This is a genomic window from Kribbella sp. NPDC054772 (assembly GCF_053611945.1).
This window is the reverse complement of sequence record NZ_JBSHBJ010000007.1, coordinates 235,314-253,508: the sequence shown is the minus strand read 5'-3', so window position 1 is coordinate 253,508 and position 18,195 is coordinate 235,314. Positions and strand designations below refer to the sequence as shown.

The following is an 18,195-nucleotide window of genomic DNA, read 5'->3' as shown; positions in this document are numbered from 1 at the left end:
CCGCTTTTGCGGCCCACCCCCAACAACACCAACCCCCACACCCCCCCCCCCCCCGCGCGGGTGTGCGGCGGCCCCGCTTTTGGTTTGCCTGGCCGATCCGCCTTCTGTCCACGTCGCCCGCTACGGTCGGTGGCGTGAAGATCGCCGTACCGCGCCTGCGGGCCCAGCTCGAGACCGCTCTCCCGGACGAGATCGAGGACGAGGAGCGGTTGCTCGACCTCGGGCTCGACGACGTGGACCTGAGCGATCTGGAGGCCGAGCACGTCGAGGTGAGCGGGTGCCGGCTGACCCGCTGCAAGCTGGCCGGGTCCGACCTGGAGAAGCTGATCGTGGTCGACACCGAGCTGGCCCAGTGCGATATCGCGAACGCTCGCTGGTCGGACGCGGCGCTCACCCGGGTCGCGATCACGGCGTCCCGGATGATCGGGTTCGCCGGATCCGGGGCGACGTTCCAGCACGTGACGGTCCGCGACACCGTGCTCGACTTCGGCTCGTTCCGGTTCGCGAAGTTCCACAAGGTCGAGCTCACCGACTGCCGGTTGCAGAACGCCGACTTCGTCTCCGCCGATCTGACCGGGGCGGTGTTCCGGCGCTGCGACCTGTCCGGAGTCGAGTTCTCCCAGGTCAAGGCCACCAAGGCGGTGTTCGTGGACTGCACCTGGGACGGCGCGAAGGGACTGGCCTCGCTGGCCGGCGCGACCGTCGCGGCGGCCTCCCCGATCGACACGCTGGCCTTCACCAGCGCGGTCACCGTCGCGACCGGGATCACGCTCGCGCACCCGGACGATCTCGCCTGACGAGCGCTGGGCGTGAGCCTGCCCACGCCGAAGCCGGCCCGGCCGGATCGCCCATTAGGGTGGGGCTGTGACTGACTCGACGATCATCTACACGCACACCGACGAGGCTCCGGCGCTCGCCACGTACTCGTTCCTGCCTGTCATCCAGGCGTACGCCGGTCAGGCCGGTGTCGGCGTGGAGACCCGGGACATCTCACTGGCCGGCCGGATCCTCGCGGTCTTCCCGGAATACCTCAAGGACGACCAGCGGATCGCGGACGCGCTGACCGAGCTCGGTGAGCTGGCCAAGACGCCCGCGGCCAACATCATCAAGCTGCCGAACGTCTCGGCCTCGATCCCGCAGCTGAAGGCCGCGGTCGCCGAGCTGCAGTCCCAGGGCTACGCGCTGCCGGAGTACCCGGACGAGCCGAAGATCGACGAGGAGCGGGAGATCCAGGCCCGCTACGACAAGGTCAAGGGCTCCGCGGTGAACCCGGTGTTGCGCGAGGGCAACTCGGACCGCCGCGCCCCCGCCTCGGTGAAGAACTACGCGAAGACCCACCCGCACCGGATGGGCGCCTGGACCGCCGAGTCCAAGACCAACGTCGCGACGATGGACAACGACGACTTCCGCGCCACCGAGAAGTCCACCGTGATCGCCGCCGACGACTCGCTGCGGATCGAGCTGGCCGGCGACGACGGCAGCACCACGGTGCTGCGCGAGTCCGTCCCGGTGCTCGCCGGTGAGGTCGTCGACGCCTCCGTGCTGCACGTGGCCGCGCTCCGCGAGTTCCTCACCGCGCAGGTCGCGCGGGCGAAGGCCGAGGACGTGCTGTTCTCGATCCACCTCAAGGCCACCATGATGAAGGTCTCCGACCCGATCGTCTTCGGCCACGTCGTCCGGGCGTTCTTCCCGGAGACCTTCGCGCGGTACGGCGACGTCCTCGCCAAGGCCGGCCTGACCCCGAACGACGGTCTCGGCGGCATCCTGAACGGGATCGCCGCGCTGCCCGAGGGCGCCGAGATCAAGGCCTCCTTCGACGCCGAGCTGGCGGCCGGCCCGAAGCTCGCGATGGTCGACTCGGACAAGGGCATCACCAACCTGCACGTCCCGTCGGACGTGATCGTCGACGCGTCGATGCCGGCCATGATCCGTTCGTCGGGGCACATGTGGGGCCCGGACGGCGCGGAGGCCGACACCCTCGCCGTACTGCCGGACCACAGCTACTCCGGGATCTACCAGGCCGTTCTCGACGACTGCCGCGCCAACGGTGCGTTCGACCCGTCGACGATGGGCTCGGTGCCGAACGTCGGCCTGATGGCGCAGAAGGCCGAGGAGTACGGCTCGCACGACAAGACCTTCGAGATCCAGACCACCGGCTCGGTGCGACTGGTGAACCAGGCCGGCGACGTCGTCCTCGAGCAAGCGGTCTCGGCCGGTGACATCTTCCGGGCCTGCCAGACCAAGGACGCCCCGATCCAGGACTGGGTCAAGCTGGCCGTCAACCGGGCCCGCGCCACCGGCGACCCGGCGGTTTTCTGGCTGGACGAGACCCGCGCGCACGACGCGCAGATCATCGCGAAGGTCCAGGAGTACCTGTTCCACCACGACACCGAGGGTCTGGACATCCGGATCCTGGCGCCGGTGGACGCGATCACGTTCTCGCTGGAGCGGATCCGCCGCGGCGAGGACACCATCTCGGTGACCGGCAACGTGCTGCGTGACTACCTGACCGACCTGTTCCCGATCCTCGAGCTCGGGACCAGCGCGAAGATGCTGTCGATCGTGCCGCTGATGGCCGGTGGCGGTCTGTTCGAGACCGGCGCGGGTGGGTCGGCGCCGAAGCACGTGCAGCAGCTGGTCAAGGAGAACTACCTGCGCTGGGACAGCCTGGGTGAGTTCTTCGCGCTGGCCGCGAGCTTCGAGCACCTGGCGCAGGCGACCGGCAACGCGCGGGCGCAGATCCTCGCCGACACGCTCGACCGGGCGACCGCGACGTTCCTGAACGAGGACAAGTCGCCGACCCGGCGCGTCGGCGGGATCGACAACCGCGGCAGCCACTTCTACCTGTCGCTGTACTGGGCGCAGGAGCTGGCCAAGCAGACCGACGACGCCGAGCTCGCGAAGGCCTTCGCCCCGCTCGCCGAGACCCTGGCGAGCAACGAGCAGACCATCGTCGACGAACTCCTCGCCGTCCAGGGCAACCCCGCCGACCTCGGCGGCTACTACCAGCCCGACCCCGCCAAGGCCGCAGCCATCATGCGCCCCTCCAAAACCTGGAACAACGCCTTGGCCTCGCTGTAGAACGTAGTACCCAACGCCCGGTGGTCCTCGTGACCACCGGGCGTTCTTTTATTCAGAAGCACATCGTGGAACCGGCTCCTACACTCGGGGAGCATGAAGACGACCCGTTCCCCGCTCGCCGATCAGGCGACGGACTTTCCCCGTTGGTACCAGGATGTGATTGCCAAAGCCGAGCTCGCCGACAACGGGCCGGTCCGGGGGACGATGGTCGTACGACCGTACGGGTACGGGATCTGGGAACTGTTGCAGGAGGCAATGAACCGCCGGATCAAGGCGACCGGCGCGGCGAACGCCTACTTCCCGTTGCTGATCCCCGAGAGCTACCTGCAGCGCGAGGCCGAGCACGTCGAGGGGTTCAGCCCCGAGCTGGCCGTGGTGACGCATGCCGGCGGCAAGCAACTCGAGGAACCCGCTGTGATCCGGCCGACGTCGGAGACGATGATCGGCGAGTACATGGCGAAATGGGTCCAGAGCTACCGCGACCTCCCGCTGCTGCTGAACCAGTGGGCCAACGCCGTCCGCTGGGAGCTCCGGCCGCGACTGTTCCTGCGCACCACCGAGTTCCTCTGGCAGGAGGGTCACACCGCGCACGCCTCCGAAGCGGACGCCCGCGCCTACGCGACGAAGATCCTGTACGATGCCTATCGCGAGGTCATGGTCGACGTACTCGCGATCCCGGTCGTCGTCGGCCGCAAGACGCGGCGTGAGCGGTTCGCCGGCGCCATCAATACGATGACGCTGGAGGCGATGACCGGCGACGGCAAGGCCCTGCAGATGGGCACGTCCCACGAGCTCGGTCAGAACTTCGCGCGCGCGTTCGACATCGGGTACCTGTCGCGGGACGGGCAGCGCGAGCTCGCCTGGACCACGTCGTGGGGCAGCACGACCCGGATGGTCGGCGGCCTGATCATGGTGCACGGCGACCAGGCCGGTCTCCGGGTCCCGCCCACGGTCGCGCCGGTCCAAGTCGTCGTACTCGCGATCAAGGAGGAGACCGTCGCGGCGGCCCGACGGATCGCGGCAGATCTGGAGTCTGCCGGACTGCGGGTAACGGTCGACGACCGTACCGATCAGCCGTTCGGTCGGCGCGCGGTGAACTGGGAGCTGAAAGGCGTCCCGGTCCGGATCGAGCTCGGTCCGCGTGATCTGGCCGACGACAGCGCAACCGTCGTACGCCGGCTGCGGGGCTCGGCCAAGTCCGCGGTGCGGCTGGCAGAGCTGACGTCGACCGTCACGGCGGCAATCGAGGACGACCAGGCGCACCTGCTGGCCGAGGCAGCCGCTCGCCAAGCTTCCCGGATCACCGCGGTGGCGACAGTCGAGGAGGCCGTGGAAGCGGCGGCCGCGGGCTGGGCGAGCCTGCCGTACGACGCCGTCGGCGAGGCGGGCGAGGATCGCCTGGCCGAGGCCGGCATGACCGTCCGTTGCCTGCAGCGCCAGGACGGTTCATTGCCCATTGGAGACAATGAACCCCACCTGACCGCGTACGTGGCCCGCTCCTACTGAACGTCGTACAGGGTCAGCGGGCCAGGTAGCGGCGGACGTCGTCGGCGGCTTGGGCTCGGTTGCGGAGGCCGTATTTGCGGAGGATCGCGCTCAGGTGGGTCTTGACCGTGTTCAGGCTGACGCCGAGTTCCGCGGCGAGCTGGTCGTTGTCGAGGCCGTCGGCGAGCAGTACGGCGACCCCCTGCTGCGCCTTGGTGAGACTGCTGAACCGGCGCTCCGGCCCCTCGTCGGTCTCCATCAGCATCTCGATCAGCTCGGACTGGATGTGCTCGGTGGCGTTCATGATCCGTTCCAGATGCGTGTGGACGCCCGCGCTCACGTCGGGCTCCTGCAACGCCTCGGCCGCGATCTCCCGGATCGACGCCACCCGGTGCGTCAGGTACTCCATCACGTGGTCCGACGTCAGCAGGTTCGGCCCGATGTCCCCGGCCGGCAGCCGGCGCAGCGCCTGCCGGTCCTCGCCCTCACGGGTCAGGACGCGCTCCACCACCTCGCACAACCACTCGAACGCCCGGATCGCGTTGTCGTCGTACGCCTTGGGTGTGTAGCTCTGCATCGACAGCAGCCCGAACAGCTGGTCGGGCCCGTCCTTCGCCGCCCGGAAGATCGGCACCGTCACCGCGTCCTCGGACCGCCGTCCGACCGGCCCCACCGGTACGCCGGCATGCAGCGCGGACCCGTTGTCGTAGGCAAACCGGTACGTCTGCCGGTGCTTCACCAGCCAGGCGGTCTGACCGTTCGGACCGAAGATATGGGTGTCCGGAGTGACGTAGTGGCCGTCGTCGTACCCGTACGGGTAGCGGACCCGGCTGGCGCCCTGCAGGAACCCGACGAAGAACGCGTCGACGGGCGCGACCTTCCCGGCCACCACCCGGACATAGTCGTACAGGCCGTAGTGGTCGGATCGGAAGAGCGCCTCGATCTTGTGGTACGCCTCGCGCAGGATGATCGCGGTCTCCGCGTCAACCCGTAGCGGGGCACCCTTGTCTGCGTCCACGCCCCGGCTCCCCATACCCGTGCAGCATCGATCCCTCGACTATGCCGCCGTACCCGGCGACTTGCCAAGCAGATCGGTGGACTGCCCGGATCAAGGCAGCAGTCGCGGGCGGTGGAACGAGCTCCCGAGTCGCCCTCCCAAGCCTCGGCCGAACTCTTCAACACCGCCCACGACCACGAGTAGGGCACCGGTAACAGTGAGACCCCCGCGTCGATCGGTCCCGTGCCCCCACGAGATCTCCGACCCCCCGACGGATCGCCCGATGCCCTCCCTCCCCCTTGTCACAACACCGTGCCACCGAAGGCGACCGGTGACCATCGCCCGGCGCATGAACTTGGGGAGTCGCGAACCTCACCCGGCGGGTGAGACAGGCGACGGCTACCAACTGGTGTTGAGCGGCTTGCCCTCGGAGTACCCGGCGGCGGTCTGGAGCCCGACGACGGCACGGTCGTGGTACTCGGCGAGGGTCGCGGCCCCGACGTACGTGCAGGAGCTGCGGATGCCGGAGACGATCGAGTCCAGCAGGTCTTCCACGCTCGGGCGCTCCGGGTCGAGGTACATCCGGGCGGTCGAGATGCCCTCCTCGAAGATGCTCTTCCGGGCCCGCTGGAACGGCGAGTCCTCGGCGGTCCGGGACCGGACCGCGCGGGCCGAGGCCATCCCGAAGCTCTCCTTGTAGATCCGCCCCTGGCTGTCCCGGTGCGGGTCGCCGGGTGACTCGTACGTCCCGGCGAACCAGGACCCGATCATCACGCTCGACGCACCCGCGGCGAGGGCCAGCGCGACGTCACGAGGATGCCGTACGCCGCCGTCCGCCCAGACGTGTTTGCCGAGCTCCCGCGCCCGGGTCGCGCACTCGAGGACCGCGGAGAACTGTGGCCGGCCGACTGCGGTCTGCATCCGGGTCGTACACATCGCGCCGGGACCGACGCCGACCTTCACGATGTCTGCGCCCGCGTTCACCAGATCGGTGACGCCCTCGGCGGTGACGACGTTGCCAGCCACGATCGGCACCTTCGGGCCGAGGGCGCGAACACGTTCGACCACCTCCAGCATCCGCTCCTGGTGACCATGCGCGGTGTCGATGACCAGTACGTCGACGCCGACGTCGAGCAGCGCCTTGGCCTTCTGCTCGGCGTCACCGTTGATCCCGATCGCGGCGGCCACGCGCAGCTTGCCGTTCGCGTCCAGGGCGGGGTCGTAGAGCGTGGCGCGGAGGGCGCGCTGGCGGGTGAGGATGCCGACGATCTGCCCGCCCGCGTCCACCACGGGCGCGAGCCGGTGCCGGCCTTCGTGGAGCTGGTTGAACGCGGCCTCGGGGTCGATCCCTTCGGGCACCGTCAGCAACTCGCGCGACATGATCGCGTCCAGCTGGGTGAACCGGTCGGCACCCGCACAGTCCGCCTCGGTCACCACCCCGACCGGCCGGCCGTGGTCGACAACGACGACCGCGCCGTGGTTCCGCTTCGGCAGCAGGTTGAGCGCCTCCCCCACCGTCCCGGTCGGCGGCAGCGTCAGCGCGGTGTCGTGCACAGGGTCCCGTTGCTTGATCCAGGCAACCACCTCGGCCACCACGTCCACCGGGATGTCCTGCGGAATCACCGCCAGCCCACCACACCGGGCGATCGTCTCGGCCATCCGCCGCCCCGACACGGCGGTCATGTTCGCCGCCACCACCGGAATCGAGGCCCCGGTCCCGTCACTCGTCGACAGATCGACGTCCAGCCGCGACGTCACCCGGGACCGATTCGGCACCAGGAACACATCACTGAACGTCAGGTCCCCGTCCGGCTCCCGATCCTGATGAAACCGCATAGCAGACCCCTTCCGCCCGAGTACAAACCTGACCAGCCTGCCAGACCCACCAGACCCGAACAAGGCCGGTGACAGCTGGCCCGAGTAGGTATGGCAGCAAGCTGCAGACACGCGAACTGACAGTCCCCATGCCAGTACAGTCAGTTCGCATGGATGAGGCTGACGATGCGATCCAGGTGGCGCGGACGACTGTGGCGATAGCTGTCAGGCGCCTGCGTGGGTACGGCTACGGATTCGGCAGCCGGCCCGTTCGGTCCGAGTCAGAGCAATTTGCAGCCGACCGGTTCGAGCTCGAGGTCGTCATGCGGCAAGTCGAGGCCGAGGTTCAGCCGATCCTGGAGCAGTTGGCCGGTCTGGCTGCTCAGGATCCGGAGGACTCATCTGATCTGCGTGTCGCCCTCGGCGCAATCCTGCAGGCGCGCGAGACCGCGCGCCTCCCGTTCACCCGGGATGTCCGGAGCGAGTCCACCGAGTTGCTCGGACTTGCCCACGAGTACCTCGACGCCTATGTTCGGCAACGCGTCGAGCGGCCTGACCGACCCGCGAACGACACCACGGCCGAGGCGCAGGATCTTTCGGATCGGATCGGGGCCCGTCCACCAGGTCCTTGGTTCTTGGAAACCGACAAGCTCAGCGCGCGTGGCAGTGCCTTCGCCGAGTCCGTCGCCGCGCAGCAGCGCGATGGGGAGGTACCGGCCGGGCGCGCCGACGAGATCCCCGGCCCGTACGACAACCTGCGTGAACCGTGGTTTCGCGCGGCACTGCGCCGAGTACGCCGTTCTGCGCGAAACGGCTAGCCGATGACCGGCATCCTCCAGGGCGCCCTCAGCAGCGGACGGGCGTTGCTGGTCGGGTGGATCCTACCCAGCCTGATCAACGTGCTGATCTTCGGATTCGTGGCCGCGCCGGCGCTGGTCGGATTCGGCACGACCGGCACCGACGCCGCCCGGGCAGCGATTGCCGGACTGGTCACCACCACCGTGTTGGGCCTCGTCCTGGCCGCGGTACAGACTCCGCTGTACCGCGTCCTGGAGGGCTATCTCGGCTGGCCCAAACGGCTGTCCCAAGCTGGGCTCCGACGGCAGCTAACCACCAAGCACCTACTGCGGAACCGCGTTGACGCCGCGGTGCTAGCTCGACAGGAACGAGCGGGCCAACTGACCGGCGACGCACCCAAACTGGCCGCCTTCCGCGCGCACCCGGTCGTCGGCCGGTACGCCGACGAGGATGTCCGGCGGGGCTCGGTCTGGCTCGGTGTGCTCAGGGAGCGGCTGCATCGCTATCCCCTGGACGATCGGCAGGTCGCCCCGACCCGACTGGGCAACGCGATCCGGCGCTTCGAGGAGTACGGGCACAACCGGTACCGCCTCGATTCCCAGGTGCTCTGGCACGAGCTCAACGCCGCCGTCCCGGAGGCGGCACGCAAGCAGACCGACGACGCCCGGATGACTGTCGACTTCTTCATCTGCCTGCTCTACGGCCACCTGCTCGTGGTCGTCGCGCTGGTCGTGACCCTCGCGGTCGGCGTCGCCGCGCGCCCCTGGGTGACTGGCGCGACGGTTCTTGGTCTCCTGCTGCTGACCACGATCTGGTACCGCCTCGCCATCGAGGCCACCGACGAATGGGCCGGCGCGGTCCGTGCCATGGTGAACCTGGGTCGACGGCCCCTGGCGGAGGCGCTCGGGCTCAGGATCCCCTACGGCATCGAGGAGGAACGCGCCATGTGGCTGTTGGTCAGTGACCTCGTTACCTCCGACTTCTACCCCGGGCTGTCGGCCCTGGACACCTACCGTGCCGCTCCTGAAGGACCGACGGCACCTGTCGACAGCCCGGTGGCGGAGAGCTGATTCACGCGAGCCGGAGCTGCTGTTCGGGACGCGCAGACAGGCCGCGGTACAGCCGAGGGGAGCCGTCGAGCGTGAGCTTGATCCGCGATCCGGTCAGCGTGCGGTGCCGACCGATGCAGTCGATCTCGACCAGGTCGCCACCGGGTACGACGACGTTCGTCTTGGTCGGCCAGTCGTCCTCCCAGACCTCGGGGTGCGGGTAGTACGGCTTGCCCTCCTCGTGCTTCACGTTCAGCAGGTATCCGTCCTTGCGGCTCCAGAGCATCGACAGCGGACCCTCGGGCGTCATGAACAGCAGCCCCTGCAGGTGCTTGTCGAGCTTCGAGAAGTCCAGCCAGCGCACGAACTCCGCCTCCTCCAGCACCCGGGTCCCGGTCGCGAACGCGAGCAGCGACGGCTTCGCCGAGAGGTCCCGGTTCATCAGGCCGAAGTGGTACTCCGGGTTCGCCGGGTCGGCCTCCTGCGGGTGATAGATCGTGGTGTCGTGCAACTGGTACCAGTTCACGCCGTCCACACCTTCGGCCTTCGCCAGCGCCATCGTCAGCAGGACGTTCTCGGCCGCCTGACGCATGGTGTCGTTCCACCACTGGTTCGGCCGCGTGCAGGCGTAGGCCTCGGTCAGCCACAGTTCCTTGTGGCCGTACTCGCGGATCCGGCGCTTGGCCTCGCGAACGCCGCCGAGGAAGTTCCAGTACGACCCGTTCGAGCCGGTCACCCATTCGTCCGGCGTCGGCGCGTAGTCCGGCGTGAAGTTGCCGCGGCCGGGGTGGAACGCGAACACGTCGATCAGGTCCCAGCCGCCGTGCGCGTGGAAACTGTCGACCCAGTTGACGTCCATCCCGCCGAGACCGTTGTTCATCACCTTCACGTCGGACCCGACCTCAGCGAGCCGGTCGACCACAGGCTTCAAACCGTCGCGGATGTACTTGTCGGCGTACAGGCCGGACATCCACGGCTGGTTGCGTTCGTTGTCGACCTCGAAGTACCGCGCGCGGGCGTCGACGACGACGTCGACCAACTCGGCCGCCCACGCCTTGGCCTGTTCGGGCGTCGAGTCGAAGACGACGTCACCGTGCTGGATGTTCGGCATGATGCCCATCGCCTCGAGCTCGGCGGGCGGGATCCCGGGTGCGCCGGTGTACGCGATCCGCACCGAGGCGACGCCGATCTTCTGCAGCAGCGTGGCGACATCGGCCTTGCTCGGCTTCAGCAACCACGGGTAGTTCGCGATACCGAACATCCCACCGCCGCGGTACGCGTACGACGGCAGTACGGCGAGCGTGGTCCGCGCAAAGGCCTCCACCCCACCGGTCGACGCCTTCACCTCCACGAACGCCACGCCCTGCTGCTTCAGCGCCGGTACGACGACCCGCTGGTCGGTGCTCTGGCCCGGCCCCAGCGTCAGTACGGTCGATCCGCTTGCGAGCGTCGTACCGTCGAAGTCACGGGCGAACCAGCTCAGCGTCACTGGCGCGCTGACCGTGCTGCCGGCCACGACCTGCACGTTGAGCGGCATCGGCCGGCCGGTCTCGTACCAGAGGTTGAACGGCTGATCGGTCCAGATGTCGACGCCGACCGGACGCCCGACGGCAGCCGCGTTCGCGGCGACCTCGCGCAGGTTGCCGAGCACGAGATCCGCCTCGTGCCGCAGGACCCCGAGCGCGTCGTACGTGCCGACGATGTGCATCCAGGACGCGGTCGTCCAGTCCGGGCGGCTGGAGGCGAGCCGGAAGTATGCCCGGGTATCCGCCCAGGTCTCGGTGTAGACCATGCCGTCGTTGGTCTCGTACGGCACGCCACCGCCCGCGTCGCGGTTCCACCGGGTGACCGCGGTCGGGTACTCGGCGGCGGTCGGGTTCACGGCGGTCCGGCTGAACTGCGAGTTCAGGTACATCTGGTTCGAACTGGTCGCGTCCCAGCGCATGTGCAGCCGCCGCGCGGTGACGTCGAAGGTCCCGGTCACCGTGATGGTCTTCGCGGCCGCGCCCATCGTGTAGTCCACGCGGATCGCCTGCCGCCCGTCGGGCAGCGTCACCAGCGACGGCTTGCCGCCGAACGATCGCTGCCCGCCGAGCACGGTGTCCTTGACCTGGAAGTGCCCGATCCGGATCCGCTCGGTCCCGTCGCCGACCACGATGGTGCCGTCGGTCTCGGCCGTGACCGTGATGCCGTCCGCGCTGAGCGTGTACGCCGTCGCGGCCCGCGCGCTGCCCGTCGGGAGGATTCCGCCGGCCACTCCGGCGGCGACCATCGATCCGGCCACGAACGTTCGCCGGGTCGGCCTGGACTGGATGGATTCTTGTTCTGTCATGGCGTTCCTCCGGTGGTCAGGGGCAGGGCTAGACCGATGAAGATGCGCGGCGAGCCGTCCAGGGTGACGGTGACCTGCGCGTTGACTGCTTGGTGTGTGGCGACGTCCATGCCGAGGCAGTTCAGCTCGCGGACGCTGGTGCTCGAGGCCGGGGTCGGGACGGTGACGTTCGTCTTGGTGGGCCACAGGTCCTCCCACGGTTCGGGAGTGCGGTAGTACGCGGTGCTGCTCGCGATCCGCCGGTTCGGGTCGTCGTTCAGGACGTAGCCGTCCTTGCGGGACCACAGCAGGTTGACCTTGCCGGTCGGTGTCGAGAAGACCAGACCGAACAGGTCCGGATCACCGAGGTCGGCCCAACCGAGCCAAGTCGATTGGTCGAGCCAACGAGCGGCGGTCGCGAACGCCAGCAGTGAGGGCTTCGCGCCGAGGTCACGGTGCAGCAGGCCGTGGTGGTATTCGACGCTGTCCGGGTCGGCCTCCATCGGCTGCTGCTGGATCGAGTCGTTCAGGGTGTACCACGTGACGCCCCGGACTCCGTGCACCTTGGCCAGGGCCAGCTGCAGCAGGACGTTCTCCGCGGCGTTGCGATAGGTGTCGGTCCACCAGCGGTTCGGCAGCGTTCCGGCGTACGCCTCGGTGAGCCAGAGTTCCTTGTTGCCGGCGGCATCGGCTTGGGCGCGGGCCTTCTTCAGGGTGCCGAGGAAGTTCCAGCGGGTCTCGTTCGACCACGGCTCGGATGGTTCGTAGTCGGCGGTGTAGTTGCCGCGGCCCGGGTGGTACGCGAGTACGTCGACGTGATTCCACCCGCCGGCGGCGCCGAAGTCCTGGATCCACTGCTCGGGATATCCGGCCAGCCCGCAGGTCATCACCTTGAACGTCGCGCCCTTGCTGGTCATTGCTGTCCGCAACGGTTGCAGGACGTCGGCGACGTACTGCGCCGGCGTTTTGTCGGCCGCGGTGAGGTTCAGTTCGTTGGCGCACTCGTAGTAGCGGGCGCCGGAGTACATCGCGCGACCGACCATGTCGTCGGCCCACGCGGCAGACGTCGTACCGCCCCAGGGGAGGTCCCGTGCGAGTTGCAGGTTGTGCAGGAATCCGTCTTGGTCCAGTGCGTCCACGGTCGGCCCGGGCGAGGCGACGTACCCGTTGTAGGCGCGGTAGGCGGTGCGGATCCATTTCATGCCGACGAGTTGCAGCAGCCCGAGTACGTCGCTGCTCGACGGCTCCTCCAGGTAGGCGAAGTTCCCCATCCCGAACGTGCTCTGCTCGGTGTCGCCGTAGGTGTACGTCGACAGCACGGACAGCGTCGTCCGGGCGAACGCGGCCTCCGTCGTGCCGTCGTACACGACCGCCTCGACGAAGCGGATGTCGCGGGCGCCGAGGGTGACCGCGAAGTTCGCGTTCCAGACGCCGCGGGCGCCGACCGAGCCGCTCGTCGTACCGGAGGTCGTCCCGCCGTTCCAGTCTCGCGCTACCCAGTCGACGCGCACCGTTCGACTGGTCAGGGCCGCGTTGACGACCTGGAGGTTGACGGTCCGGGATCCGCCGGTGTTCCACAGGTTGAACGGTTGGTCGGTCCACAGGTCGATGCCGAGGTCGCCGTCGCGGGCGATCACGCCGGCCGAGTGCGGCCGCATCACACCGAGGACGATCGTGCTCTCGACGAAGCCGGCCGCGTCACCGACCGCATGCAGGTAACCACCGGTGCTGAAGGCAACAGTGCTCTGCGGGACGCGGATGACCGCACGGGCGTCCGACCAGGTGTAGGAGTAGCAGACACCGTTGGTCGTCTCGAACGGTACGCCGCCGCGCAGCGCACCCGTGGAGGGATCGCGGTCGCGGTTCCACAACGCCACCGGGTCGTAGTGCTCGGTCGCCGTACCCGTGACGACGCGGGCGATGCGGAAACTGTCGGTGCGCAGGTTCGTCACACTGCTGACATCCCAACGGATACGGGCCTTCCGCAACCCGACGGTGAACGTGCCGACGACCTGACCGATCGGTGCCGTGTAGGTGATGACGAACTGGGTCGCGCTCGTGGACTCGATCGACGTGATGCCGGTGGTCCGCTGGACGATCTTGTCCGTGCCGGACATGTACGCGTACTCGAAGGTGGTCAAATCGAAACGCTGCACCCCACCGCCGTCGAGCACCTTCACGTGCCCCGGCACACCGCCCGCGTCAGCGACGGCGACCAGGACGATCGTCGGACTCGTCGCCGAGTCGGCGATCTGTACGTCGGCCGCGTACGCCGGACTCGTCGTCGTACCGATGACGGTCGCGGCGACGGCGCCACCGAGGACGGTTCGTCTGCGAATCATCAGCCCTTCACCCCCGTGAAGCCGAGGCCGGCCACGACGTACCGCTGCAGGACGAGGAAGACGAGCACCGGCGGCGCGAGCGCCATCGCCATCGCGGCGATCAGCTCGTCCAGCGGCGCGGAGTCGACCAGGTTGGCCAGCGCGACGCTGATCGGCTGCAGCTTCGGGTCGGAGATCACGACGAGCGGCCAGATGAACTCCTTCCAGGAGTGCATGATCGCCAGCAGGCTGATCACCGCGATCACCGGCCGGCTCATCGGCAGCACGATCTTGGTCAGGAGTTGCCAGGTGCTCGCGCCGTCGACCTTCGCGGCGTCGTACAGCTCTTGTGGGAGGGCTTCGAAGAACCGGGTCGCCAGCAGCACGTTGAAGGCGTTCGCGCCGGCCGGCAGCCAGATCGCCCAGTATGTATCGAGCAGGTTCAGGTGCAGCAGCGGGACGTCCAGGACGGTGAGGAACAGGCTGACCAGCGACACGGTGTACGGCACGAACATGGTCGCGAGAATGGCGCCGTACACGTAGCGGCCGATCCGCGGGCGGATCACCGCGAACGCGAACCCGGCGGTCATCGCCACCACCAACTGCACGGCCCAGGAACCGATCACGACCTGGACGGTGTTGGCCAGGTAATGACCGACGCCGAGCTCGGTGAAGGCGCGGGCGAAGTTGTCCAGCTCCGCCTCGGCCGGCCACAGCCGGAGCGGATGCGTGATCATCTCGGTGGGCGGCGACACCGCACCCTTCACGGTCCAGAACAGCGGTCCCACCCCGATGGCCACCAGGCCCAGCAGGGTGAGCACCTGGATGGCCCGCAGCGCGAACGCCGTACCCGGTCGGCGCAGGTCGTTGCTCGACGTGAACGTCGTCATCGGCTCGCTCACTTGGTGCTCCAGCTTCTGGTCAGGCGGAGGTAGACCGCGGACAGCACAGCGAGAACGATCGCGAGCAGCACCGACAACGCGGCGGCCTGCCCGTACCGGCCGTCCTGGAACGCGTACCGGAAGATCAGCAGCAGGACGGTGAGCGTGGCGTCGTCCGGACCGCCCTGGGTGAAGATGTACGGCTCGGTGAACACCTGGATCGTGCCGATCAGCTGCAACAGCAGGAGCAGCCCGATCACCGGTCGCAGCTGCGGCAGCAGCACGTGCCAGATCCGTCGCCAGATCCCGGCGCCGTCACTCTCGGCCGCTTCGTAGAGCTCCGTCGGTACGCCGGTCATCGCGGCGAGGTAGATGAGTGCGGCACCGCCCATTCCCGCCCACGTTGCCTCGAGCACCAGACTCAGCATCGCCGTCTGCGGCGACTGCAACCACGGGTACGGGCCGAGGCCGACGAGACCGAGCAGCTGGTTGAACAGGCCGGATCCCGGGTCGTAGAACCACTTCCACAACAGGATCGCGACGACGGGCGGTACGACGACCGGCAGGTACACGACGACGCGGTAGAGGCCGGCGAAACGACGTACCGTCGACATCACCGCCGCGAGGACGATCGGGGCAGGAAAGCCGATGACGAGGCCGAGTCCGACGAACAGCAAGGTGTTCGTCAGCGCCTTGCCGACCAGCGGATCGGACAGGACCGTCTGGAAGTTCTCCAGCCCTACCCAGACCGCGGGGTCGACCAGATTGGTTTCCTGGAAGGAGATCAGCAGGCCGCGCAGGATCGGCCACCACGAGAACAGGCCGAACACCAGCAGCGCGGGCGCGAGGAAGACCAGGCCGAGCAGCTCCCGGCGCAGTCCCGCCCGGCGCCGGGACGCCGCCGCCACCGTGGGTTTGGTGGGGGCAGCCTCCCGGCGCTCCAGCAGAGTGGTCACTTCTGCTCCGCGGCGAGCATCTTGTCCGCGTCGGCCTGCGCCTTGGTGAGCAACGCGTCCACGTTGGCGTCGCGCTTGGTGAGGACGGACTGCACCACTGTGTCGAGGATCGTGTAGAGCTTCTGCGCGGCGACCGGCGGCTCGGGCTTGAGCGCGAGCTTCGGCGTACCGTCCAGCCAGGGCTTGAAGTGTTCGAGCTCGACGTTCACCGACGGCTTGATCGCCGCGTTGATCTTGTCCTGCTGCGCCGTGCTGAACATCGGCAGCGTCGGTACGCCGACCGCGGCCTTCGGATCCTTCGCGAGTTCCTTCGCCCGCTCGGCGGCGATCGCCGGGTCGTACTGCGGCTCGGCCTGCGCGAACAGCAGCCACTTCACCGCGGCGTCGACCTTCTCCTTCGGCACCGACGCGGGCACCATGAACACCTCGGCACCACCGAGCGTCGCGTTCCCGCCGGCCTGCGGCAGCGACGTGACGCCGTAGTCGGCAGTGTCCTTCATCCCGAACTTGGTCTTGGCCAGCTTGTACGTGCCCGGCGTACCCATGAACATGCCGACCTGGCCGGCCGCGAACTGCTTGACCACGTCGTCCTGGTCCATCAGCTGGTTCTGGCCCATCGAGTTGTCCGTCCAGCGCATCGCCTTCAGCAACTCGAGCGACGCCTTGGTCGGCTGGTCGTTGACCGTGGCAACGAACTTGCCGTCCCGCTCGGTCTGCATCGGGCCGCCGTGGGTGTAGGCGAGCATGGTCAGCTGCCAGCCGCCGGTGTTGCCCTTGGACTCGTGCACGAACCCGGCCTTGCCGGTCTTCGCCGCGATCACCTTCGCGGCCGCGCGGACCTCGTCCCACGTCGCCGGCGGCTTGTCCGGGTCCAGACCCGCCTGGGTGAAGAGCTTCCGGTTGTACACCAGGCCCTGCGCGAACGGCGCCTGCGGAATCCCGTACACCTGTCCCGCGCTGTCGCTCAACGGCTGCAGCACCTGCGGGTTGAACTCCTGGTAGTGACTCCACTGCTTCAGCTGATCGGTGATCGGCTGGACGTGCTTGCGGGCGATCAGACCCTGCGGCTCGGTCAGCGGGACCTGGATGACGTCCTCGATCGTCTTACCGGCCAGCTTGGCGGAGAACGTCAGCGGGTCCCACCGGTTCTCGGTGCCCTCGATCGTGATCCCGGGGTTCTTCGCCTGGAAGTCCTGCACGAGCCGCTTGAACTGCGCCAGCGCGGCCGCGTCAGTCGGCGCGGGCATCCCTTGCACCCGCAGTACGACGTCCTGCCCGTCCTGCCCGCTTGTGGTCTCGTTCTTAGCTGGGGTCATGCCCGCGCAGCCGGTCAGAACGAGACCGGTCGCCGCCGCCACCAGGGCAGCACGAACACGCAACGGTGTAGCCATCTGAATGTCTCCATGAAGGATCGGTACGGCGAGGAACCTCGCCGTACTACCGGGTCGTGCGGTGGGTCAGGCGCCGAGCGGCGCGGGACCGGTTGAAGCTCGGGGGATCAGCCGGGAGCCGACCTCGACGGACCGTGGTCCCGAGCCGGTGATCGTCTCGACGATCAGATCGGTGGCATGGGTGGCCACCGTCTGCGGCGAGATCCGGATCGTGGTGAGGGCAGGGATCGACAGACCGGCCAGCAAGGTGTCGTCGATGCCGATCACGCTGACCTGGCCGGGCACGTCCACCCCGGCGCCGGCCAACCGGTGCAGGACACCGATCGCCACCAGGTCGTTGTGCGCCAGGATGGCGGTCGCGCCGTTCGCGATCGCCAGCGTGGCCGCGTGCAGGCCGGTCTCGAAGCGTGGTTCGTAGGGGCCGAGCTCGACGACCGAGAGCCCCTGCGCGTCGAAGGATTCTCTTATCGTCTTACCCCGCAGGTGTTCCGGCCGCGAGCAGTTCACGAACACACAGCTCGTGTGACCGAGCGCGCGCAGGTGCTCGGCGGCCTGGCTGATCCCCGACGCCAGCGAGATCTGCAGCTCCGGGATGCCCGGGACGTGCCGGTTCACCAGCACCAGCGGGATCTCGGCGGCCAGCTCGAGCAGCCGGCCGTCCGACAAGGTCGATGCCCAGAGCACCAGACCGTCGACCTTCTTCACGATCGCGTCGATCGTCTCCAGCTCGTCGGCCTCGCGCTCGTCGCAGTCCGCGACCAGCAGCGTGTACCCGTGGTTGCGGGCCCGGGCCTGCATCGCCTTGACGATCGGCGGGAAGAACGGGTTCGCGATGTCCGGGACGACCAGGCCGAGTGACTCGGTCCGGCCGCTGCGCAGCGTCCGGGCCGCCGGGTCCGGCCGGTACCCGAGCTGCCGGGCGGCGTCGGTCACCTTCTGCCGGGTCGCCTCTTGCACCTGGTCCGGCGCGGTGAAGACCCGGGACACCGTCGACGGGGAGACACCCGCCAGCTGCGCGACTTCCCTGACCGTGGCGGCCATCCGGATCTCCTTGTCCTCGCCGAGCGTTGAAACATGTTTGCAATCGTTCCTGGTTGTGTCAACAGTTCG

General features: G+C 68.4%; 13 protein-coding genes. 5 read left to right on the top strand and 8 right to left on the bottom strand.

Annotated elements, in window-relative coordinates:
* Positions 1-134 precede the first annotated feature (134 nt).
* From ACWGID_RS15030 to proS, 3 genes are all read left to right on the top strand, one after another.
* Positions 135-797 carry a pentapeptide repeat-containing protein gene (locus tag ACWGID_RS15030; RefSeq protein ID WP_452197041.1) on the top strand — a complete coding sequence of 221 codons (663 nt, stop codon included), beginning with the start codon at positions 135-137 and terminating at the stop codon, positions 795-797.
* A 67-nt stretch (positions 798-864) separates the two neighbouring features.
* Positions 865-3,081 (top strand): NADP-dependent isocitrate dehydrogenase, encoded by a 2,217-nt coding sequence (locus ACWGID_RS15025; protein WP_452197040.1) that lies wholly within the window; start codon positions 865-867, stop codon positions 3,079-3,081.
* Positions 3,082-3,174: 93 nt separating this feature from the next.
* A complete protein-coding gene (proS, locus tag ACWGID_RS15020; protein WP_452197039.1) occupies positions 3,175-4,587 on the top strand; it encodes a proline--tRNA ligase in 1,413 nt (470 codons plus the stop codon).
* Positions 4,588-4,600: 13 nt separating this feature from the next.
* Here proS and ACWGID_RS15015 read toward each other — a convergent pair whose 3' ends face one another.
* Positions 4,601-5,584 (bottom strand): helix-turn-helix transcriptional regulator, encoded by a 984-nt coding sequence (locus tag ACWGID_RS15015; protein ID WP_452197038.1) that lies wholly within the window; start codon positions 5,582-5,584, stop codon positions 4,601-4,603.
* Between the two features lie 378 nt (positions 5,585-5,962).
* Complete coding sequence (locus ACWGID_RS15010) at positions 5,963-7,399, bottom strand: GuaB1 family IMP dehydrogenase-related protein (protein WP_452197037.1); 1,437 nt, start codon at positions 7,397-7,399, stop codon at positions 5,963-5,965.
* Positions 7,400-7,548: 149 nt separating this feature from the next.
* Here ACWGID_RS15010 and ACWGID_RS15005 point away from each other — a divergent pair, with 149 nt between their 5' ends.
* Together ACWGID_RS15005 and ACWGID_RS15000 are read left to right on the top strand one after the other, a co-directional pair.
* A complete protein-coding gene (locus ACWGID_RS15005; RefSeq protein ID WP_452197036.1) occupies positions 7,549-8,196 on the top strand; it encodes a hypothetical protein in 648 nt (215 codons plus the stop codon).
* Between the two features lie 3 nt (positions 8,197-8,199).
* Entirely contained in the window at positions 8,200-9,246 is a 1,047-nt protein-coding gene (locus ACWGID_RS15000) for a hypothetical protein (protein WP_452197035.1), read from the top strand.
* A gap of 1 nt (position 9,247) precedes the next feature.
* Here ACWGID_RS15000 and ACWGID_RS14995 read toward each other — a convergent pair whose 3' ends face one another.
* The 6 genes from ACWGID_RS14995 to ACWGID_RS14970 all read right to left on the bottom strand — a co-directional run bounded on the left by ACWGID_RS14995 (position 9,248) and on the right by ACWGID_RS14970 (position 18,126).
* Positions 9,248-11,557 carry a hypothetical protein gene (locus ACWGID_RS14995; protein WP_452197034.1) on the bottom strand — a complete coding sequence of 770 codons (2,310 nt, stop codon included), beginning with the start codon at positions 11,555-11,557 and terminating at the stop codon, positions 9,248-9,250.
* Positions 11,554-13,878 (bottom strand): hypothetical protein, encoded by a 2,325-nt coding sequence (locus tag ACWGID_RS14990; RefSeq protein WP_452197033.1) that lies wholly within the window; start codon positions 13,876-13,878, stop codon positions 11,554-11,556. The genes ACWGID_RS14995 and ACWGID_RS14990 overlap by 4 nt, the downstream gene beginning before the upstream one ends.
* Entirely contained in the window at positions 13,878-14,759 is an 882-nt protein-coding gene (locus ACWGID_RS14985; protein ID WP_452197032.1) for a carbohydrate ABC transporter permease, read from the bottom strand. The genes ACWGID_RS14990 and ACWGID_RS14985 overlap by 1 nt, the downstream gene beginning before the upstream one ends.
* Entirely contained in the window at positions 14,756-15,694 is a 939-nt protein-coding gene (locus ACWGID_RS14980; protein ID WP_452197031.1) for a carbohydrate ABC transporter permease, read from the bottom strand. The genes ACWGID_RS14985 and ACWGID_RS14980 overlap by 4 nt, the downstream gene beginning before the upstream one ends.
* On the bottom strand, positions 15,691-17,085 hold the full coding sequence (locus ACWGID_RS14975; RefSeq protein ID WP_452197030.1) for an ABC transporter substrate-binding protein: 1,395 nt from the start codon (positions 17,083-17,085) through the stop codon (positions 15,691-15,693). The genes ACWGID_RS14980 and ACWGID_RS14975 overlap by 4 nt, the downstream gene beginning before the upstream one ends.
* A 66-nt stretch (positions 17,086-17,151) precedes the next feature.
* Positions 17,152-18,126, bottom strand: coding sequence for a LacI family DNA-binding transcriptional regulator (locus ACWGID_RS14970; protein WP_452197029.1), 975 nt, complete (start codon positions 18,124-18,126; stop codon positions 17,152-17,154).
* Positions 18,127-18,195: the final 69 nt, after the last annotated feature.